The organism is Pseudoruegeria sp. HB172150, assembly GCF_013184805.1.
Lineage (GTDB): Bacteria > Pseudomonadota > Alphaproteobacteria > Rhodobacterales > Rhodobacteraceae > Psychromarinibacter.
Window position 1 is genome coordinate 240430 of the sequence record NZ_JAATNG010000007.1, and the last position, 19205, is coordinate 259634.

At 64.3% G+C, this 19205-nt stretch carries 21 protein-coding genes; 10 read left to right on the forward strand and 11 right to left on the reverse strand.

Annotation, left to right across the window (positions count from 1 at the left end; all coding sequences use genetic code 11):
* Window positions 1-98: 98 nt before the first annotated feature.
* Window positions 99-1697 (forward strand): phosphoenolpyruvate carboxykinase, encoded by a 1599-nt coding sequence (locus HCO70_RS23085; RefSeq protein WP_172300260.1) that lies wholly within the window; start codon window positions 99-101, stop codon window positions 1695-1697.
* A gap of 127 nt (window positions 1698-1824) precedes the next feature.
* Window positions 1825-2421 carry a transglutaminase-like cysteine peptidase gene (locus HCO70_RS23090; protein WP_172300261.1) on the forward strand — a complete coding sequence of 199 codons (597 nt, stop codon included), beginning with the start codon at window positions 1825-1827 and terminating at the stop codon, window positions 2419-2421.
* A gap of 220 nt (window positions 2422-2641) precedes the next feature.
* On the opposite strand, the gene HCO70_RS23095 is transcribed toward HCO70_RS23090, so the two are convergent.
* On the reverse strand, window positions 2642-3652 hold the full coding sequence (locus HCO70_RS23095) for a GSU2403 family nucleotidyltransferase fold protein (RefSeq protein ID WP_172300262.1): 1011 nt from the start codon (window positions 3650-3652) through the stop codon (window positions 2642-2644).
* A 308-nt stretch (window positions 3653-3960) separates the two neighbouring features.
* Here HCO70_RS23095 and HCO70_RS23100 point away from each other — a divergent pair, with 308 nt between their 5' ends.
* Window positions 3961-4482, forward strand: a complete 522-nt coding sequence (locus HCO70_RS23100; RefSeq protein ID WP_172300263.1) for a DUF3859 domain-containing protein — start codon at window positions 3961-3963, stop codon at window positions 4480-4482.
* 55 nt (window positions 4483-4537) lie between these two features.
* Window positions 4538-5233, forward strand: coding sequence for an RraA family protein (locus HCO70_RS23105; protein ID WP_172300264.1), 696 nt, complete (start codon window positions 4538-4540; stop codon window positions 5231-5233).
* A 98-nt stretch (window positions 5234-5331) separates the two neighbouring features.
* Here HCO70_RS23105 and HCO70_RS23110 read toward each other — a convergent pair whose 3' ends face one another.
* Complete coding sequence (locus HCO70_RS23110) at window positions 5332-6102, reverse strand: TSUP family transporter (protein ID WP_172300265.1); 771 nt, start codon at window positions 6100-6102, stop codon at window positions 5332-5334.
* Window positions 6103-6271: 169 nt separating this feature from the next.
* On the opposite strand from HCO70_RS23110, the gene HCO70_RS23115 reads away from it, so the two are divergent.
* Complete coding sequence (locus tag HCO70_RS23115) at window positions 6272-7954, forward strand: acyl-CoA dehydrogenase family protein (protein ID WP_172300266.1); 1683 nt, start codon at window positions 6272-6274, stop codon at window positions 7952-7954.
* A gap of 61 nt (window positions 7955-8015) precedes the next feature.
* The gene (locus HCO70_RS23120) at window positions 8016-8933 is read left to right on the forward strand and encodes an NAD(P)-binding domain-containing protein (protein ID WP_172300267.1); all 918 of its coding nucleotides are present in this window, start codon (window positions 8016-8018) and stop codon (window positions 8931-8933) included.
* A gap of 10 nt (window positions 8934-8943) precedes the next feature.
* On the opposite strand, the gene HCO70_RS23125 is transcribed toward HCO70_RS23120, so the two are convergent.
* Together HCO70_RS23125 and recO are read right to left on the reverse strand one after the other, a co-directional pair.
* Window positions 8944-10107: a pyridoxal phosphate-dependent aminotransferase gene (locus HCO70_RS23125; RefSeq protein ID WP_172300268.1), complete on the reverse strand. Its 1164-nt coding sequence runs from the start codon at window positions 10105-10107 to the stop codon at window positions 8944-8946.
* Window positions 10108-10167: 60 nt separating this feature from the next.
* The gene (recO, locus tag HCO70_RS23130) at window positions 10168-10893 is read right to left on the reverse strand and encodes a DNA repair protein RecO (RefSeq protein ID WP_172300317.1); all 726 of its coding nucleotides are present in this window, start codon (window positions 10891-10893) and stop codon (window positions 10168-10170) included.
* 72 nt (window positions 10894-10965) lie between these two features.
* Between recO and HCO70_RS23135 the strand changes: the two genes are divergently transcribed.
* Window positions 10966-11613, forward strand: a complete 648-nt coding sequence (locus tag HCO70_RS23135) for a Pr6Pr family membrane protein (RefSeq protein WP_172300269.1) — start codon at window positions 10966-10968, stop codon at window positions 11611-11613.
* On the opposite strand, the gene HCO70_RS23140 is transcribed toward HCO70_RS23135, so the two are convergent.
* Together HCO70_RS23140 and era are read right to left on the reverse strand one after the other, a co-directional pair.
* Entirely contained in the window at window positions 11610-11942 is a 333-nt protein-coding gene (locus HCO70_RS23140; protein ID WP_172300270.1) for a DUF1491 family protein, read from the reverse strand. The two genes, HCO70_RS23135 and HCO70_RS23140, sit on opposite strands and share 4 nt — an antisense overlap.
* Window positions 11943-11946: 4 nt before the next feature.
* Complete coding sequence (era, locus tag HCO70_RS23145) at window positions 11947-12855, reverse strand: GTPase Era (RefSeq protein ID WP_172300271.1); 909 nt, start codon at window positions 12853-12855, stop codon at window positions 11947-11949.
* Window positions 12856-13015: 160 nt separating this feature from the next.
* Between era and HCO70_RS23150 the strand changes: the two genes are divergently transcribed.
* Entirely contained in the window at window positions 13016-13552 is a 537-nt protein-coding gene (locus tag HCO70_RS23150) for a thermonuclease family protein (RefSeq protein ID WP_253913441.1), read from the forward strand.
* Window positions 13553-13556: 4 nt separating this feature from the next.
* Here the strand turns inward: HCO70_RS23150 and rnc are convergent, their stop codons facing one another.
* Genes rnc through HCO70_RS23175 form a run of 5 tightly spaced genes read right to left on the reverse strand, consistent with a single transcriptional unit; the run spans window position 13557 to window position 16992 of the window.
* On the reverse strand, window positions 13557-14237 hold the full coding sequence (rnc, locus tag HCO70_RS23155) for a ribonuclease III (protein WP_172300273.1): 681 nt from the start codon (window positions 14235-14237) through the stop codon (window positions 13557-13559).
* Window positions 14234-15295 carry a signal peptidase I gene (gene lepB, locus HCO70_RS23160; protein WP_172300274.1) on the reverse strand — a complete coding sequence of 354 codons (1062 nt, stop codon included), beginning with the start codon at window positions 15293-15295 and terminating at the stop codon, window positions 14234-14236. The genes rnc and lepB (HCO70_RS23160) overlap by 4 nt, the downstream gene beginning before the upstream one ends.
* The gene (lepB, locus tag HCO70_RS23165) at window positions 15259-16047 is read right to left on the reverse strand and encodes a signal peptidase I (RefSeq protein WP_172300275.1); all 789 of its coding nucleotides are present in this window, start codon (window positions 16045-16047) and stop codon (window positions 15259-15261) included. The genes lepB (HCO70_RS23160) and lepB (HCO70_RS23165) overlap by 37 nt, the downstream gene beginning before the upstream one ends.
* A gap of 50 nt (window positions 16048-16097) precedes the next feature.
* On the reverse strand, window positions 16098-16499 hold the full coding sequence (acpS, locus tag HCO70_RS23170) for a holo-ACP synthase (protein ID WP_172300276.1): 402 nt from the start codon (window positions 16497-16499) through the stop codon (window positions 16098-16100).
* Between the two features lie 16 nt (window positions 16500-16515).
* Window positions 16516-16992 (reverse strand): hypothetical protein, encoded by a 477-nt coding sequence (locus HCO70_RS23175; RefSeq protein ID WP_371742318.1) that lies wholly within the window; start codon window positions 16990-16992, stop codon window positions 16516-16518.
* A gap of 107 nt (window positions 16993-17099) precedes the next feature.
* Here HCO70_RS23175 and HCO70_RS23180 point away from each other — a divergent pair, with 107 nt between their 5' ends.
* Both HCO70_RS23180 and HCO70_RS23185 read left to right on the forward strand, forming a co-directional pair.
* Window positions 17100-18131 (forward strand): Gfo/Idh/MocA family protein, encoded by a 1032-nt coding sequence (locus tag HCO70_RS23180; RefSeq protein ID WP_172300277.1) that lies wholly within the window; start codon window positions 17100-17102, stop codon window positions 18129-18131.
* Complete coding sequence (locus HCO70_RS23185; RefSeq protein WP_172300278.1) at window positions 18132-19151, forward strand: Gfo/Idh/MocA family protein; 1020 nt, start codon at window positions 18132-18134, stop codon at window positions 19149-19151.
* The last annotated feature ends 54 nt before the right edge of the window (window positions 19152-19205 follow it).

Below are 19205 nucleotides of genomic sequence, written 5' to 3' on the forward strand. Positions count from 1 at the left end.
CCTTTGCGGGTCCGGTGGCGGTGCCCGGGAGTGGCGCAATTTGTGCCATCGTTGTCAGCCAATCAGACGCCGCATCACCCGGCGAGGGAGACAAGTGCATGGAAACCGGACGGGTTAATCCCAAGCAACGTTTGCAGGACCAGGGCATAACGGAGCTCGGCCATGTCTATTACAACCTTCTGGAACCGGCCCTGATCGAAGAGGCGCTGAAACGGAAAGAAGGCAAACTCGGCCAGGGCGGCACCCTGCTGGTGGATACCGGCAAGCACACCGGCCGCTCACCCAAGGACAAGTTCGTCGTCCGCACGCCATCGGTCGAAGACACGATCTGGTGGGAAAACAACCTGCCGATGGACCCCGCGGCTTTCGACCAGCTTCACGCCGACATGGTCGCGCACATGAAGGGCCGCGACTATTTCGTGCAGGACCTCTACGGCGGCGCCGACCCGCAATACCGGCTGGACGTCCGCGTCATCAACGAACTTGCCTGGCACAACCTGTTCATCCGGCACATGCTGCGCCGTCCGTCGCGCGATGAGTTGGACGATTACACGCCGGAATTCACCATCATCAACTGCCCCAGCTTCCTGGCGGATCCGGAAAAGCACGGCTGCCGCTCCGAAACCGTCATCGCGCTGAATTTCGAGAAAAAGCTTATCCTCGTCGGCGGCACCGAGTATGCGGGCGAAAACAAGAAGTCCGTCTTCACACTGCTGAACTACATCCTGCCCGACAAGGGCGTGATGCCGATGCACTGCTCCGCCAACCATGCCGAGGGCAACCCGGTCGACACCGCGATCTTCTTCGGCCTGTCCGGCACCGGCAAGACGACGCTCTCCGCCGACCCGCACCGCATCCTGATCGGCGATGACGAGCATGGCTGGTCGCCGCGCGGCACCTTCAACTTCGAGGGCGGCTGCTACGCCAAGACGATCAACCTGTCCGCCGAGGCGGAGCCGGAGATCTACGGCACCACCTCGATGTTCAGCACCGTGATCGAGAACATGGTCTTCGACGACGAGACGCTGGATCTCGACTTCGACGACGACTCGCTGACCGCGAACATGCGCTGCGCCTACCCGCTGCACTACATCTCCAACGCGTCGCACACCTCGCTCGGCGGGCATCCGAAAAGCATCATCATGCTGACCTGCGATGCCTTCGGCGTCCTGCCCCCCATCGCGCGGCTGTCGCCCGCACAGGCGGAATACCACTTCCTCTCCGGCTTCACCTCCAAGGTCGCCGGCACCGAAAAGGGCGTGACAGAGCCCGAACCGACCTTCTCCACCTGCTTCGGCGCCCCGTTCATGCCGCGCCGCCCCGAAGTCTACGGGTCGCTCCTGCGCGAGAAGATTGCCAAGCACGGCGCCACCTGCTGGCTGGTGAACACCGGCTGGACCGGCGGCGCCTACGGCACCGGCTCGCGGATGCCGATCAAGGCCACCCGCGCCCTGCTGACCGCCGCGCTCGACGGCTCGCTCGCCGACTCGCAGTTCCGCAAGGACCTGAACTTCGGCTTCGACGTGCCGGTCTCCGTCCCCGGCGTCGCCGCGATCCTGCTGGACCCGCGCCGCACCTGGGACGACCCCGAGGCCTACGACGCCCAGGCGGAAAAGCTCGCCGGCATGTTCGCCGAGAACTTCGCCCAGTACGAGGCGTATATCCACGAGGACGTGAAGGCCGTCGCGATCGGCTAAGGCCGATCCTGCATCAGCAGGTCCGGATCGCATCCTGATCCGGACCGCGCCTGGCTGTGCCATCCGCCCGAACCGGGCTCCAGGTAGTTAGAACGCTCATGCATGCATGGATATGCTATCCTGCATCATGTGTCGTACGATTGTTCCGGTGTTAGCCATTGCGCTGGGTGTTCTGTCCCTTCCAGTCCAAAGCGGGGCAGAGACCATTGCGTGCACCAGTCTCGCCCTGGACATCCGGCGAACGGAAAGCCGCCCCACACAATACCAGGTATTCTGCGAAGCGACACCGCGGGCCTGCCTTATGCAGGGTCCGGCATCCATCGGGCTCGATCCTGACAGGCTGCAACAGGTGGCTACCGTCAATCGGGCCGTGAACAACGAAATCATTCTGCGGCCGGACATGGAATGTTACGGCCTGGAAGAGATCTGGACCCTGCATAAGGCAGGCGGTTACGGCGACTGCGAAGACATGGCGCTCGAGAAACGGCAGCGGCTTGTCGAAGCGGGGTTTCCATCGGCGGCCCTGACGCTGGCTATCGTGCACCATAGGGAGCAATACTTTGCTCATGCCGTGCTGTTGCTGGAATCCGATCATGGAACTCTGGTCCTCGACAACCTGTCGGACGACATCGCCTGCTGGGACGATGCGCCCTACGAGTTCGAGCGCCGCGAACACCCTGACGGCACCTGGATCCGCTTCGTCCGCCCGAATGTCAGACACTGACTGAGCTCGCAAACACGGCAGGATAGGTGATGTCGGCATTGCCGCTCACAGCTCGACCTCCTGCGGCCTCATCCGGCTGCATTTGATCTGTTTGAGCAGATGCTTCCAGCACAGAGCCACGCATCGACGGGCTGCAGCGCGGCGATGGAGTTGCCGTTTGACGAAAGCTGTTTGGCCGCTATCGGTCTGACTGTACCGATCATCGCCAACGCACTCGCCGCTAAAGACCGTTCAGAATTTCCATCGTGTCTGGCATCCGCTTCAGCGAATTCGCAATGTGTCCGCGCCAGCGTGGGCCCACGTCCATTGCGGTGTCGTAGGCTTGAGACAGGTCATCGGGCCGGTCTTCTGCCATCGCCTCAATCAGAAACGCCGCCTGCTCCCGGTCCTTCGACGCTTTCAGGTTACCGGCGCCGTCACGCCGCCGATCAGCGATGATCAGTTTGTGGATTGCGTACCTCTCCGGGCGCGGTACCTGCACCAGAACACCTGATCGATAGATGGCCGCTGCGTGGATCGGTTCGGCGATCAGGAAATTGAGGTAGTTCAGTGCCTGCGCACTGACGCCGAGTGCGGGCAGGTCGCGGATGGTTTCTTCGCCGAAGGCGGGCGTGAGAAATTCGACCAGCTGGCCACTACCCCCCTGCGCCCAGCGCCACGTCCGGGCCGGATCGATCCCGGGCAATGGGGCGAATTTCAAAGCCGTGAACGTCTCGGCCAGTCCCGTGTCAACCTGATCCGCCAGCGCGACGCTGAGTTTCTCGAACTGGGCGATGTCGATGTCGCCCGTGTTTGCCATTCCGCCCAGGGGCAGACGGATGCCAAGCTCTCCCTCGTACAGGCGAAAGGCATTCGTACCGACGATGGTACCACCCAGCCGAAACGTCCCCGCATCCGCCATGGCTGACAGGATGGAACCGGTCGCCCGATCGGTCGGCGTCATGCCTTCCGCCCGGAGCAGGCGGACCAGCCGCGACCGCTCCGCCCGCCGCTCCTTCGCTGTCTCAATAAGTTCCTCGATGCGGCCGATACGCGCGCGCGTTTCATCGCTGTCTTCGCCGATATAGGAAAACCGCATGTCAGATCCGACGCGGCGCGCAGCGTACCAGTAAGCCTTTTCGCCACGCTGCTTCAGGGTTGGTTTACCGGCTACGCCGGACACTGCGTCGTCCTTCAAAAGCCGCACAAGATCGGTATATGCGCTCATCGCTATGCTGCTGAGTGCGGTCATGCCTATCACTTTCTATTTTTGCTTGGCACGAATATGCCTATCAAAAGTTCAAATTGCTAGACATGCTCGATAAAATGGCATCAGAGCAGCAAATGAGCCTTGATCCAGCTTAACACCGCAAAGAACGTTCTGAGCTCTGCGCAAATATCCGTAGCACCCCCAAATCGCCGCCTATCCAACCACACCAAGCACCAAGGGTCGCACTGGCTCAGCCACCGCAGCCCGAACACTCCTGGCTTCGCTCAACAGTTTTACCGCCCACCAACCCACCCCTTCCCGTCACCCGAATCCCCGCCTAAACTCCCCCCATGACCGCCCGCACCCTGCTCGCCGCCCTCCTCCTCACCTTGCCCGGCGCACTCCATGCCGGTGCCGTATCAACCGGTGCTGCGGAACTGGACTACGGCTATTTTTGCGCTCTCCAGCCCGTCGATCAGGGGCCCGCCGCCGACACCATTTCCGGCACCGTAAATTTCGTCGAGGGCCGCCCCGACTTCCTGCGCCGCGGCTCTCTCGTCCCGGCGCAGATGGGGCTTGGCTTCGGCGTCCATGTCCGGCCGCTGCCCGATTACGACGGCCTCGTCACGGTCGAGGTCACCCACCCACCGATGGGTCCGCAGGGCGTCACCCACCAGACCTGGGTCACGGAACTCGACAGCACCGAGCTGGAATATCTCGGCTATTCCTTCGACGAGGATTACGAACTGGTCGAGGGCGTCTGGACCATGAAGGCGCAGTCCGAGGGCCGCACGATCTACGAGGTCGCCTTCACCGTCGTCGATGCCGACGTGCTGCCCCCCGTCACCTGCGAAATGGTGCCGATGTCCTGAGGCGATGGACGCCGACCGGCTTTCCTGCTTACCTCCCCGGCGGGAGGACCTTAACATGATCGAAGAACCGCCACTGCTTACCATCCGGCGCCCCAACCGGCGGCCGACGGCAGAGCAGATCGCCGCCTTTCAGGGCGTGCCCACCAGCTTCGTCGTCGACGCGATGTACGGCGCCGGGGCCTTTCCGGCCACCATCCGCGCCCTTGGCGACGGGCGCGATTACGACTGCCGCGCCGCCGGACCCGCCCTGACGGTCGACACGGGGCCGGGTGACATCTTGGCACTGCTCGCCGCCCTGCCCGAGATCCGCGAGGGCGACGTGGTCGTGTCGTCCTTCGGCGGCTATCAGGGCGTCGCCGCGGCGGGCGACCGGGTGTCGGCGATGATGAAGAACTGCGGCGCGGCCGGCTTCATCACCGACGGGCCGATGCGCGACTATGCGGGGATCGTAGCCGTCGGCCTGCCCGCGTGGTGTTCCGGGCTGACCCCCGGATCGCCCTTCGGCAAGGGACCGGGCCGTGTCGGTTTCCCGGTCACGGTGGCCGGCCAGCCGGTCGAGACCGGAGACATGATCGTCGCCGACCGCGACGGCGTTGTCGTGGTGCCCTTTGCGCGGATCGACGAGGTGATCGCCATGCTGCCGCATGTGACGGAACTGGAGAACACCCTCGACGCCGAGCTGCAGAAGGGCCTGAAGATCCCGCAGGACATCCTCGATCTGGTCGCGTCGGATCAGGTGAGATACGTCTGAGCCGGGCGGGCGTTCCGGCGCCCGTCCTCACCCGACGTTTGCGCTAACACGCCTGGAATCAATCACTTGACCCCCCGTCCCCATGGGGACGCCCCGTTTTAGATCCCGGCCAGACCCCGCCGCACCAGGTTCAGCCCCGCCACCACCAGCACCGCCAGCGTCATCCTCCGGAACCGCTCCTGATCCATCCGGTCATGCGCCAGATACCCGATGACCAGCCCGATCATGCAGGGCACCAGCATCGCCACCGAAAGCGGCAGGGTCTGCCCGTTCAGAACCCCCGACCTCAGGTGCGACAGCAGCAGCACCACCGACCCCGCCCCATAGATCACCCCCTGCACCCGCATCTGCTCCGCCTTCGGCGTCTCCAGCGCCGTCAGGTAGGCCACCGTCGGCGGCCCCCACACGCCCGACAGCCCCCCGATGAACCCCGCCAACGAGGCGATCATCACCTCCGCCCGCCGCCGGTGCTCTGCCCGGATCACCAGCCGCCACCCCAGAAGCTGCGCCAGGGCAAAGGCCGTCACCGGAACCCCGAGGATCAGGTAGAACACCCACCCCGGCATCACCCGGACCAGCTGCGCACTCGTCGCGATGAAGACCAGCGTAATCGCCGTGTAGACCCAGAACCTCCGGACCGACTCCAGCGCCGCCGCCAGCCCGTCCCGCATCGACTGCCAGATATTCGCCACCACCGTCGGCACGATCAGCGCCGCCAGCGCCAGCTCAGGCGGCAGGAAAGAGCCCAGCCCCGAGATCATAATCATCGGCAAGGCAAAGCCCACGGCGCCTTTCACGAACCCCGCCAGCACCCCGACCACCGCCGCAAGTGCCAGAAAAACCGGCCCGATTTCCCCGAAGATTTCCACGCCCTTACCGTCCCCGCCGCCGTTTCACCCGGTCTTATCCGCTAACACTCCGGTGTGCATTCCAAATCAATCGGGACACTTTTGTACATTTTTTATGCATCCCATGAATTATTATTGCGCCACGGCTGCAAACACACTATCCCCGACCGGACCAGTAAGGAGACCCCGCATGCCGCTCGACGGACAGGATACCGACAACAGCACCGCGCATCTGCCGGACCTGCTTGCCCTTACCGGTGCCGCCATCGGACCGGCGGAACGCCTGCTCGACATGGCGCGGACCCGGATTCGCGCCGAAGTGACGGAGGCGGGCAAGGTCTCTGCAAACCAGCTTGAACAGCACCAGACCGCCGCCCACGCGCTGGCCTGGCTGTCGACCTATGTCGAATCCCTTCGCCAGATGCAGCACTGGGCCGAGCAGCTGGAAACCGAGGGCCGCCTTGGCGAGACGGAACGGCTGATCCACCAGATCGCATTCGGCGAATACCTCTGGCAGATCTACGGCGGTATCCCGATGAGCCAGGGCGAGACCGCCCGCCCGCAGGACATGTACCTGACGCAGGAAGACCAGCGCACACTGATGGTGCCCGAGGTCATGACCCTGACTCAGCGCGGTAACACCCAGGCTGCCCGGCTGCGGCTCGTCGAGCTGATGCGGGGCAATCATGGTCATGCCACCGTCGGCGCCACCGGGCTAGATGTCGAACTGGAGATGATCCGCGACCAGTTCCGGCGCTTCGCCGACGAAAAGGTGGTGCCGCACGCCCATGACTGGCACCTGAAGGACGAACTGATCCCGATGGAGATCATCGGCGAACTCGCCGAAATGGGCGTCTTCGGCCTGACGATCCCGGAGAATCTTGGCGGTCTCGGCCTGTCCAAGACCTCGATGGTCGTGGTCTCCGAAGAACTCTCACGCGGGTATATCGGCGTCGGCTCGCTCGGCACCCGGTCCGAGATCGCGGCAGAGTTGATCCTCTGCGGCGGCACCGACGAGCAGAAATCGCACTGGCTGCCGAAGATCGCCAGCGGAGAGATCCTGCCGACTGCCGTGTTCACGGAACCGAATACCGGCTCCGACCTCGGCTCGCTTCGCACCCGCGCCGCCCTTGACGGCGACACCTACGAGATCACCGGCAACAAGACGTGGATCACCCACGCCGCCCGCGCCCATGTAATGACCTTGCTTGCCAGAACCGACCCCGCCTCGACCGACCACCGGGGCCTGTCGATGTTTCTGGCCGAAAAGACGCCCGGCACCTCAGATGATCCCTTCCCGACCCCGGCCATGACCGGGGGTGAGATCGAGGTGCTGGGCTACCGCGGCATGAAGGAATACGAACTGGGGTTCGACGGCTTCCGCGTTCCGGCCGACAACCTGCTCGGCGGCGTGGAAGGGCAGGGCTTCAAACAGCTCATGCAGACTTTCGAATCCGCCCGTATCCAGACCGCTGCCCGCGCCATCGGCGTGGCGCAATCGGCGCTGGAAGAGGGGATGCAATACGCCGAAACCCGGCACCAGTTCGGCAAACCCCTGATCACTTTCCCGCGCGTCGCTTCCAAGCTGGCGATGATGGCCGTCGAGATCATGGTCGCCCGCCAGCTGACCTATCATTCCGCCCGCGAAAAGGACGAGGATCGCCGCTGCGACCTCGAGGCGGGGATGGCAAAACTCCTCGGCGCCCGCGTCGCCTGGGCCGCTGCCGATAACGCGCTGCAGATCCACGGCGGCAACGGTTTCGCGCTGGAATACAAGATCAGCCGCATCCTCTGCGATGCACGGATCCTGAACATTTTCGAGGGCGCCGCCGAAATCCAGGCGCAGGTGATCGCGCGCCGGCTGCTCGGCTAGACATCCGGTTGCACCCGTCCTTTTGCCTCGACACACTGGCGCGGCAGGACGGGGACCGCGCATGACAATAACGCATCTGGACGACGACACGCTGGCCGGGCTGGGCTTGACCACGGAAGAGATCGTCGAGGCAATCGAGGACACGGTTCGCGGCATCGCTGCCGGAACGCTTTCCGCCGCGCCGAAAACCGCGGTGACGGCGACGGATGGCCGCTACATGATGGCGACCCTCGCTGCGTCCGACGATGCCGGGGTGATCGCGGTCAAGGCGGTGCAGGTGAATGATCGCAACAAGGCCAGCGGCCTTCCGGCGATCAACGGCGCGATCATGCTGCTCGACAGCGAGACGGGTGCGCTGGTCGCAACAATGGGATCGAACTGGATCACCGGGGTCCGCACCGCCGGTCTGTCCGCGACCGCGGCCCGCCGTCTCGCCGATCCGAACAGCCGCACGCTTGGACTGATCGGCGCCGGCGTACAGGGCGAAAGCCACCTGCGTGCGTTCAAGGATCTCTACCCGCTGGAACACGTCCGCATCTACAGCCGCAGCCAGCCGGGCATCGACAAGCTCGCCGCCATCGCGCGGGACCTCGGCCTGTCGGCGGAACGCGCGAGTGCGAAGGACACGATTTCCGGCGCAGATATCGTCGTCAGCTCGGTGACGCTGGATCATTCCATCGCGCCATTCCTCGACGCGCGGTGGCTGAAGCCCGGCGGCTTCGCCGCGATCACCGACCTCGGCATTCCTTGGGAGCCGGAAGGTCAGAAAACGTTCGGCCGCCTATATGTCGACGATCTGGCGCAGGAAAAGACGATGCCAAAGCCGCTTGCCCCGGCGGAGCTGATCGACGGCGATCTGATCGACCTCGTCACGAAAGGGGCGGAGCCCGCCGATGGCCCCTCCGCTTTTGTCTTCCGCGGTATCTCTGCCGGTGACCTCGCAGTGGCCGCACTTGCCTGGAAGCGCGCAAAGGGCTGACGGGTCAGACCTATGACAGGAACGCTTTCATCCGGCCCAGGGCCTCGCGGATATTGTCCTGACTGTTGGCGTAGCTCAGCCGCACATATCCTTCGCCCAGCACGCCGAAATCCGGCCCGCCGACAGTAGCGACGCCGGTTTCCTCCAGCAGCGCCAATGCGAGCTTCTTGGCCTTCCACCCTGTCTCCGACACGTTCGGGAAGGCATAGAACGCCCCCTTCGGCGTGATGCAGGAGACGCCCGGCAAATCATTCGCCAGTTCCACGACCAGCTTCCGCCGCGCGTCGAACTCGGCGACCATCTTGCCGACCGCGTCCTGCGGACCGGTCAAAGCCTCCAGCGCGGCGTATTGCGACGGCGTGTTCACACAGGACCAGGCGTTCACAGCCAGCTTGCGTGCCTTGTCGTGAAGCTCCCTGGGCCAGACGGAATAGCCCAGCCGCCAGCCCGTCATCGCATAGGTCTTCGACCAGCCGTTCAGCAGGATCAGCCGGTCGCGGATCTCGGGATAGCCCAGCAGCGTGACGTGTTCTTCCCCGTCATAGAGCATCTGGTCGTAGATTTCGTCGGACATCACTGCGACCTCGGGCCAGTCGGCGAGCCCGGCAACCAGCTTGTCGACCTCAGCCTTGGGCGTCACGCCGCCGCAGGGGTTCGCAGGCGAGTTCACGATGATCAGCCGCGTCCTGTCGGTGATCAGCGACAGCGTCTCTTCGGCCGAGAAGGCAAAGCCGTTCTCCTCGCGGATCGGGATCGGCACTGGCTTGGCGCCGGTGAACTCGATCATCGAGCGGTAGATCGGGAAGCCCGGGTCCGGATACAGGATCTCTGCCCCCGGCTCGCCGAACATCAGGATCGCGGTGAACATCGTCACCTTGCCGCCCGGCACGATCAGCACGAGGCCCGGATCGACTTCCGCCCCGAAGCGCCGGTGCAGGTCGGCCGCCACCGCTTCGCGCAGGGCCGGGATGCCCGTGGCGGGCGTATAGCCATGCTGCCCGTCGCGCAGTGCCTTCACCGCCGCCTCGACGATGTTCTCCGGCGTCGGGAAATCGGGCTGGCCGATGCCGAGGTTGATGACGTCCATTCCGCCCGCGGCCAGCTCGCCCGCACGGGCCAGCACGGCAAAGGCGTTTTCCTCTCCGATCCGGTCGAGCCCGGCGATCGTCTTCATCTCTGCTCCTCCCAGAAATCTGCCCGCCGTTCTTTCCAATCGCGCGGGTATTGGCAAGCCCTAGACCAACCGCGCCTGCAGATCCGCCAGCCGCTGCCGCGCCGGGGGCAGGGGTTTATCGCCCAGCGCCGGCGCCAGCCAATGCTCGAGAAAGTAGCCCGTCGTGCGAAGCCCCTGCGCGATTTCCTGCGGCGGCGCCGGCTGCAGCACCAGCAGACAGCGCGGCAGCGGCAGCAGCCGGTCCTTCCACGCGCCGGCCGCCGCCTCGGTAACCGCGCGGCCGGTCTTGGGCGAGACATAGGCCAGCCCGTCCGTCGCGCCGGTCACGGCGCAGGAAGAGAAATCCAGCCCGAACCCCATCTCGTCCAGAAGCGCCAGTTCCCAATGCAGGTAGGCCAGCGGCCACAGCTCGGACTCGCCGATTAGATCCAGCAGGGCGACAGACCGATGATACAGGGGCTCGTGCGCCTCCCGCTCCGGCAGCGCGAAGGACAAAAGCGCCGTCACCGCGTTCAGCGCCGACAGGCCCAGCCGGTCGCCCATCAGACCCGCCGCGCGGGATCGCAGAGGCTCGACCGTATAGGCCCCCAGATGCGCCTCGAGCCGCGCCTTCCATGTCACGTCAAGCTGCGCACCCGCCTGCAGCACAGGCGCGGTCTTGCGGCTGCCGCCACCGCGGACGACGCCCAGATGCCGGCCGTGACCGGGCGTGAACACCTCGATGATCGCCCCGGATTCACCATGTCGGCGGCTGGACAGCAATATTCCCTGATCGCGCCACTCCATTCCGCCACTATTCACGCAGGGTCATTGGGTTCAAGCACTTGCCACAGCGCATGACCGGTTCAGATTGTCTGCATGCTGCTTGCCTTTCCCGCCCGCCTTCTGGCGGCACTGACGGCTTGCACCGCGCTCGTCGCGCTGGTGCTGAAGTTTGTCGTCACCCTGCGGATCACCGGCGGCAGCGCACCCGAAGCTGCCTGGTACCTCGCCCGCTACTTCACCATCCTTAGCAATGCCATCGTCATTCTCGCCTTCGGCTGGATGACAGTCACCGGCAGGCGCATGCATGACAGCCTGGTCGCCGGGCTTGTGCTGTGGATCGGCGCGGCAGGGCTGGTCTACCGCCTGCTGCTGGCCGACCTGTGGGAGCCGCTGGGCCTGAACTGGTACGCCGACCAGGCCGTGCACGGCATCGTGCCGTTGCTGGTGTTCGTCTGGTGGCTGGCCTTCGGCCGAACCGACCGTCTGGGCTGGGTCGATCCCCTGCTCTGGATGATCTGGCCGGTTCTGTACCTCGCCTACGCGCTGTTGCGCGGGGCCGCCGACGGGATCTACCCCTACCCGTTCCTCGATCCGGGACGCCTGACCTGGCCGCAGCTGACATGGAACGTCTCGCGCCTGATGGAAGGGTTCCTTATCGCCGGTTACGCGCTGCTCGCCCTGTCGCACCTGCGGATCCGGCGCCGGCTGAGGCGGTTCCTGCAGAAAGCGCAAAGGCGCTAACTGTCCAGACCCTCCTCGTCCAGCAGATGCCGGCCCGCGCGGTCCTCCACCTCGATCACCCACAGGTCCGGGTCGAACCCGCGCTGCCGCGCGATTGCCGCGTCCACCTCCGCCTCCGGCCCTTCGGCGAGCACGACCCAGGTCCGCGCGCCGGTCATCAGGTCGACCGAACGCTGGTACAGCACCGCGCTTCCATCGAGCGGGTTCTGCTTGACCAGCACTGCCCCCGCCGTCACGTCGCCCTTCGAAACAACGAAGGCCGGGATCTCCTGCAGCCGCAGCCGCGTCAGGTAGGCCTGCACCCACAGTTCCGCCGTCAGCCGGACCATCGGGTCAGCCGTTGCCGTCCGAGAAGTCGAGCCCCATCGCCGAATACCGTTCCGCCTCGTCCAGCCAGTTCGGCCGCACCTTGACCTGCAGAAACAGGTGTACCGGACGCTCCAGCATCTCACGCAGTTCCTCGCGGGCGGCCTGGCTGACGGCCTTCACGGTTTCGCCGCGCTTGCCCAGCACGATCCCCTTATGCCCGTCGCGCGCGACGTAGATGATCTGGTGGATCACCGCGGACCCGTCGTCCTTTTCCTCCCAGCTCTCGGTCTCGACCGTCAGCTGGTAGGGCAGTTCCTGGTGTAGCCGCAAAGTCAGCTTCTCGCGCGTGACCTCCGCCGCGATCATCCGCATCGGCAGGTCGGCGATCTGGTCTTCGGGATACAGCCACGGCCCTTCCGGCATCCTGTCGGCCAGCCATTTCCGCAGGTCATCGACGCCGCGCCGTTTCTCCGCAGAGATCATGAATGTCTCTACAAAGGGATACCGGTCGTTCATTTCCTTGGTAAGGCCCAGCAGGACCGGCGCCTGCACCCGGTCAATCTTGTTGATCGCAAGCGCCACCGGCGCGCCGCTGCCGCGTTCCTCCAGTCCCTTCAGGATTTCCTCGAGGCCTTCGGTCACGCCGCGATGCGCCTCTATCATCAGCACGATCACGTCTGCATCCGCCGCGCCGGTCCAGGCTGCTGCCACCATCGCCCGGTCCAGCCGCCGCCGCGGGCGGAACAGCCCGGGCGTGTCGACAAAGACGATCTGGCTCTCACCCTCAAGCGCAACGCCCCGGATCCGCGCCCGCGTCGTCTGAACCTTGTGGGTCACGATGGACACCTTGGTCCCCACCATCGCGTTCAGAAGCGTGGACTTGCCCGCATTGGGCTCTCCGATCAGGGCAACGAAACCGGCGCGTGTTGTCATGGAATTCCTGCAGATCTGGATGTTGGCGACATAATCAATCCCGTCACCAAAGACTAGTTCAATGCAGTCCACGAACGGGCCGCACAGGTGGTTAATTTATGCCGATCAGGGCATAACCCTTTTAGGAACGAAACAAATTGACAGTTAGCGAGTTCAGCCGATGGGACTTTTGCGTATGATTTTCCGGGCATTAACGCCCGTGAATCGAATTGGGCCGCCCCCGACTGTTAGAGCCGAAAGGCGACCGCAGATTCGAACAGAGATTGTCTCCCGGACTGTAATCTCGGTCGAAACTCGTCGGCCTGCACCTGTCGAGACGCAACGTAAAATCGTCGGACGCGCCTATGTCATCGATGGCGATACGATCGTCATCCAGAAAGCTCGTATCCGGATCGGCGGAATCGATGCGCCCGAACTGGACCATCCCTACGGACAGAAATCCAAATTCGCGATGGTTAGCCTGTGCAAAGGACAGGTCGTAACCGCCACGGTGAAGGAAACCGATGTCCATGGGCGCGTTGTGGCCACGTGTCATCTCCCGGACGGAAGAGACGTCGCGGCGGAACTCGTCAAGATGGGCCTTGCAATCGACTGGCCAAAATACTCCGGCGGAAAATATAGCCGCTTTGAGCCTGCCGGCATTCGCAAGAGGCTCTGGCGGGCCGATCTGAGGCAACGCGGCCGCATGATTCATTAGCCGCTTAGACGACCACCTTCTCCAGCAGGTCCTGCGCCGCCGCCTGTTCGGCGCGCCGTTTCGACGGGGCCGCGCCGCGGCCGGTCTCTCCACTGTCGAGCCGCACCTCGATGGTGAAGACCGGGGCGTGATCCGGCCCGGTCCGGCCTATTTCGATATAGCTCGGCGGCTTCTGACCCTTGGCCTGCGCCCATTCCTGAAGCGCCGTCTTCGGGTCGCGCGCGTCTTCCTCGACCGCGCCGATCCGGTCGCCCCAGGCATGCAGGATCACGTCCCGCGCGTCCTCGAACCCGGCATCCAGGTAGACCGCGGCAATCACCGCCTCCATCGCATCGCCCAGCAGTGCCAGCTTGCGCCGCCCGCCCGACAGCATCTCGGACCGGCCGAGCCGCAGCACCTCGCCAAGCCGCAACGCCTCGGCCACGTCGGCGCAGGTCTCTTTGCGCACCAGCGCGTTGAACCTCGGCGCCAGCTGTCCCTCGGTCGCGTCACGGTCGGCGGCCAGCAGCGCCTCTGCCATCACCAGCCCCAGCACCCGGTCGCCCAGAAACTCCAGCCGCTGGTTGTCGGGCCGTGTCGCCGAGGACATCGAGGCATGGGTCAGCGCCCGCTGAAGCAGCTCTGGCCGGGCGAACTCATGGCCCAGACGCTTGCAGAATGCGGCCTGATCCGCCGACAGTTTCATTCAACGACCTCGAAATACCTGCCCGGCCGCCATGCCCAGACGGCCAGGGGCGATGTTGAGGCGGTAGAAAAGACCACAAGCCGGACTTTGGCAATGATGTTGCCGACCGGAAGGAAACCGACGCCGTCGGCGCTTGGCGGCAGGCGGCTATCGACTGCATTGTCGCGGTTGTCGCTGATCAGAACCACATGCCCTTCGGGCACTTCAAAGGACGGCGTGTTGTCGAGCGGTCCATTTCGGATATCCAGAACGGCGTGGCTTTCGCCGTCAGGAAGCAGTTCCATCCGCCGGCGCTTGATGCAGTCCGATCCCGGCGCCGGGCCGAAATTCGTACATTGCGGCCACAGGTCCATCGGCCCCTGCTCCTCGAAGATCTCCACGAACGGCTCCAGTTCGACGGAGTCCACAACCGTGCCGTCAATGAAAATGGCGCCGTCACGAAGCTGCACCGTCTCCCCCGGCAACCCGATTACGCGTGAAATGTGGCGGCCCACTCGCTCCGGATGCTGGTACACCACCACGTCGCCCCGCCTCGGCATACCGGGAAAGTGCGTCGCGACGAGGTAGTCACCGATCAGAAGCGTCGGCTTCATGCTGCCAGACGGGATCATCACTGGCTGCCAGAAAATGCGCGACGCGGCGAACAGAACGATGAGTGTCAGCAGCGTAAGGCCGGCAATGGGCCATTCCGCCGGATAGATCTCAAGGTCCGGGTTGTCGCGCGATGGTTTGATGAGCAGGACGGCAAGGACCACCAGACCGACGACCGGAACAAAGACCCAGAAGGCGTTCAGCCCGGACACGCCTATGTCGTGGAAGCGGCGCACGCTGAACCCCGCCAGAGGATAAAGCAGCAGAGCCAGAAGTATCACGAGGGCCACGCGTATTGCCTCGGGCGTGGCTTCTATGGCCGAGATCGCCTGGGCGATCACGCCAGTGGCGAAATAGATCGCCAGAAAGATCCCGAACTCTCTGCGTCCCGTCCGGCCATCCCAGTCAAGCCAGTCGGCCAGTAACCAACCTACTCGATAGCCTTGAAGAACCGGTCCTTCCTCCACGTCCAGAAGAACAGCATCGACCGCCCCGCTGAGGAGAACATGATCCGGTCCGCGCGGCCGATCAGGTTCTCGTAGGGCACCATCCCCACACCCGCCGGCTGCGCCACGCGGCTGTCAGTCGAGTTGTCCCGGTTATCCCCCATGAAGAAGAAATGCCCCTCCGGCACCGTGAAGACGCGGGTGTTGTCCAGACTGTTGGTGCCGATGTTCAGGATCGAGTGCTCGACGCCACCCGGCAAAGTCTCGCGATAGCGGTCCTTGATGCAATCCGCGCCGATGCCCGGGCTGCGGTTCTGACACAGCGGCAGGTTCCGTGCCGGACCCTGTTGTTCATAGGTTTCGATGAACTGGCCGTCAGGCACCTGCGTCGCCTCTTCACCGTTGACGGAAACGACGCCGTTGGTCACCTGCACCTTGTCGCCCGGCAGGCCGATGACCCGCTTGATGAAGTCCGACCCGCTGCTGGGATGACGGAACACGACAACATCGCCGCGCTCCGGTTCGGAGCCCAGGATGCGGCCCGAGAACGGGCACATCGCGAACGGGCAGGAATACTGCGAATAGCCGTACGCCATCTTGTTCACGAACAGGAAGTCACCGATGAGCAGCGTGTCCTTCATGGAACCGGAAGGTATCCAGAAAGGCTGAAAGAATAGTGTCCGGAACACGCCGGCGATCAAAAGCGCGTAGACGATGGTCTTGATCGTCTCGACGATCCCGTCGCCGAACCCGGATTTCTCGGACATGCTCATACCTGCCTCGCGTTGTGTCGCCCGTGTCATGGGCGCGGCGCAGGTAAGTGTCAAGGCAACGGCCGGGCCTCGATGATCACGAAAGCCTGCGCCCAAGGATGATCGTCGGTCAGCGTCACGTGGACGATGGCCTCGTATCCTTCGGGCGTCATGTTGGCCAACCGTTCCGCCGCCCAGCCGGTCAGATGCATCTGCGGCTGGCCGCTCTGCAGGTTGGTGACCGCCATGTCCTTCCAGGAGATCCCCATCCGCAACCCGGTGCCCAGCGCCTTGGAACAGGCTTCCTTGGCGGCCCAGCGTTTGGCATAGGTTCCGGCGACATCTCGGCGCCGCTCGGCCTTCAGCTGCTCGACATCGGTGAAGACACGGTCGCGGAACCGGTCGCCGAAACGTTCCAGCGTCTCCGCGATCCGTTCGATATTGGCAAGGTCTGTGCCGATGCCGAGGATCATAAGGTCTTCATCCGTCTCAGGGAATTTCAAATCGCGGGGCGATCACCCCGGTTGCCTGGTTTATGCTCACAGCCAGGATCGCCGGGTCGAAGCCGGCGGTCGCGGGCGCGAACCGCTGTGCGGGCATACGCAACGTCAGACCCGTCGCCGGCTCGTATGCCGCCGCAATCTGTTGAAAATCAAGCCCCGCGAAACCTATGCCGCCATCGTCCTCCGCCACGATACCGCAAATCCGGTCACCAAGCTCCTGGCGTGGCGGCGTCAGGACCAGCAGATAGAATGCACCCGCGGCCGGTTCGATCGTATCCAACAGCGCCACGCGGATCTCACCGTTGGCATAGCCGCGCGAAAAAGTCTCCCATGGCTCCGCGATGTTCCGCGCGGACGCCTGCCAACCGTCACAATCTATCACCGACTGGGCTGCAGTCGGCAGGGCGCCGAGCAATAGCAAGGCTGCCCCCAAGAAATGCCTCAGCATGAAATACCCTTTCACGACCCCACGGTAACCAGCTTTCGCACGGGTCCGCGCAATTGGCAAACCCGTGGAGTGACTTGTTCGCAAAACCGGTGATATGGGAGTCACAGATAGGGAGGAATTTCATGATTGACCGCTTCGGCATTGCCGTGGTCGGCGCCGGAATGGCCGCATTGCCGCATGCCAGGGCCCTGCGCGACCTGTCGGACAGGATCGACGTCTGCGGCGTCTACACACGCAACCCGGAAACGCGGCAGGCGTTCTCGCGGGAATACGGATTTCCGGTCGCCGACGACCTCGGAACACTTGTGGCCGATCCTGCCGTCGACGCACTGCTTTTGCTGACGCCGCCCGACGCGCGGCTGGACCCGATCCGCAGCTTTGCCGAAGCCGGGAAACACATTCTGAGCGAGAAGCCGCTCGGCCGCACGGCCGAGGAGGCCGCCGCCTGTATCGACATCTGCGATCGTGCCCGCGTCAAGCTCGGCGTCGTGTTCCAGCACCGCTTTCGCGCGGCCTCTGTCAAACTGCGGCAGATGGTGGAAGACGGCGCACTTGGTTCCATAGAACTGGTCCGGGCAGAGGTGCCCTGGTGGCGCGATCAATCCTATTACGATGCGCCCGGCCGCGGAACGCGGGCGCGCGACGGTGGCGGCGTGCTGATCAGCCAGGCGATCCATACGCTCGACCTGATGCTCTCGCTGACCGGTCCCGTTGCCGAGGTACAGGCGCTTGCTGCCACTACCGGCCTGCACAGTCTCGAATGCGAGGATTTCGCCACCGCAGGCTTGCGCTTTGCCAGCGGCGCCGTGGGGTCCGTCATGGCCACCACCGCCGCATATCCCGGCGAACCGGAATCGATCCGCCTGGACGGCACAAAGGGCAGCGTGACCCTGAGATCCGGCATTCTCCGGGTGCATTGGCGTGACGGGACCGAAGAGACGATTGGCGAGGAAGCCACCGGCACGGGCGGCGGCGCCGATCCGATGGCCTTTCCGCATGACTGGCACATGGATTTGATCTCTGCCTTCGCCGATGCAGTGTCGAACGGTCAGGAACCGGTGCCGTCGGGCAGGGACGCCCTGCGCGTACAGCAATTGATAGACGCGATGATCCGCTCCTCCGACGAGGGCCGCGCGATCCGGATGGAGGACTAGATGACAGGACCCGTAATCGGGGTGATCGGAATCGATCACCGCCACAGCTACGACATGCTCGGCAACATGCTGGACATCGGCGCCACCGCGAAAGGCTGGTGGACAGAGGGCGAGCCCGGCACGCTGCCGGGCTTCGTGAAACGGTATCCCGACCTGCCCCGCGTTGGGGACCGGGCCGCGCTGATCGAGGATCCGGAAATCGACTTGATCCTGATCGCCGGCATTCCCGCCGACCGTGCCGAAGTGGCCATCGAGGCGATGCGCGCCGGCAAGGACGTCATGGTCGACAAGCCCGGCTGCACCACTGCGGCGCAGCTGGCCGAGATTCGCAAGGTTCAGGCAGAGACCGGCCGCATCTGGTCAGTCAACTATTCCGAGCATTTTCAGGTCCCTGCCGTCACCCGAGCCGCCGAAATTGTGGCCGAGGGCGCAATCGGCACCGTCATCCAGACAATCGGCATGGGACCGCACCGGCTGAACCGTCCGACACGGCCGGGCTGGTTTTTCGACGAGCAGAGATATGGCGGCATCCTCTGCGATATCGGCAGCCACCAGATCGAGCAGTTCCTGTTCTTCACCGGCAGCGACGAAGCGCAGATCGTCTCTTCCTCCGTCGGGAACTTCGCCAATCCAAAGGACCCCGGTCTGCAGGATTTCGGCGAGATCCTGCTGCGCGGCTCGGGCGGTCAGGGGTATATCCGCTGCGACTGGTACACGCCGGATGCGCTGCCCAACTGGGGCGACGGTCGCCTGACGATCCTCGGGACAGAAGGCTATATCGAGCTGCGAAAGTACGTCGACGTCGCCGGGCGCGACGGGACCAACCACCTGTTCCTCGTGAACGGGACGCGCTGCGAATACATCGACTGCGCGGATGCGGGACTGCCGTACTTCCCCGCTCTCGCCGCCGACATCCGCGACCGCACAGAAACCGCCATGGCGCAGGAACATTGCTTCCGGACGATGGAACTGGCGCTGCAGGCACAATCGTTGGCTGTGCGGCTAGGCAATCTCCACTAGCCGAACTCGATGGATACACGTCTCTGAAAAAGGAAATCGGCCGGCGCCCCCGTG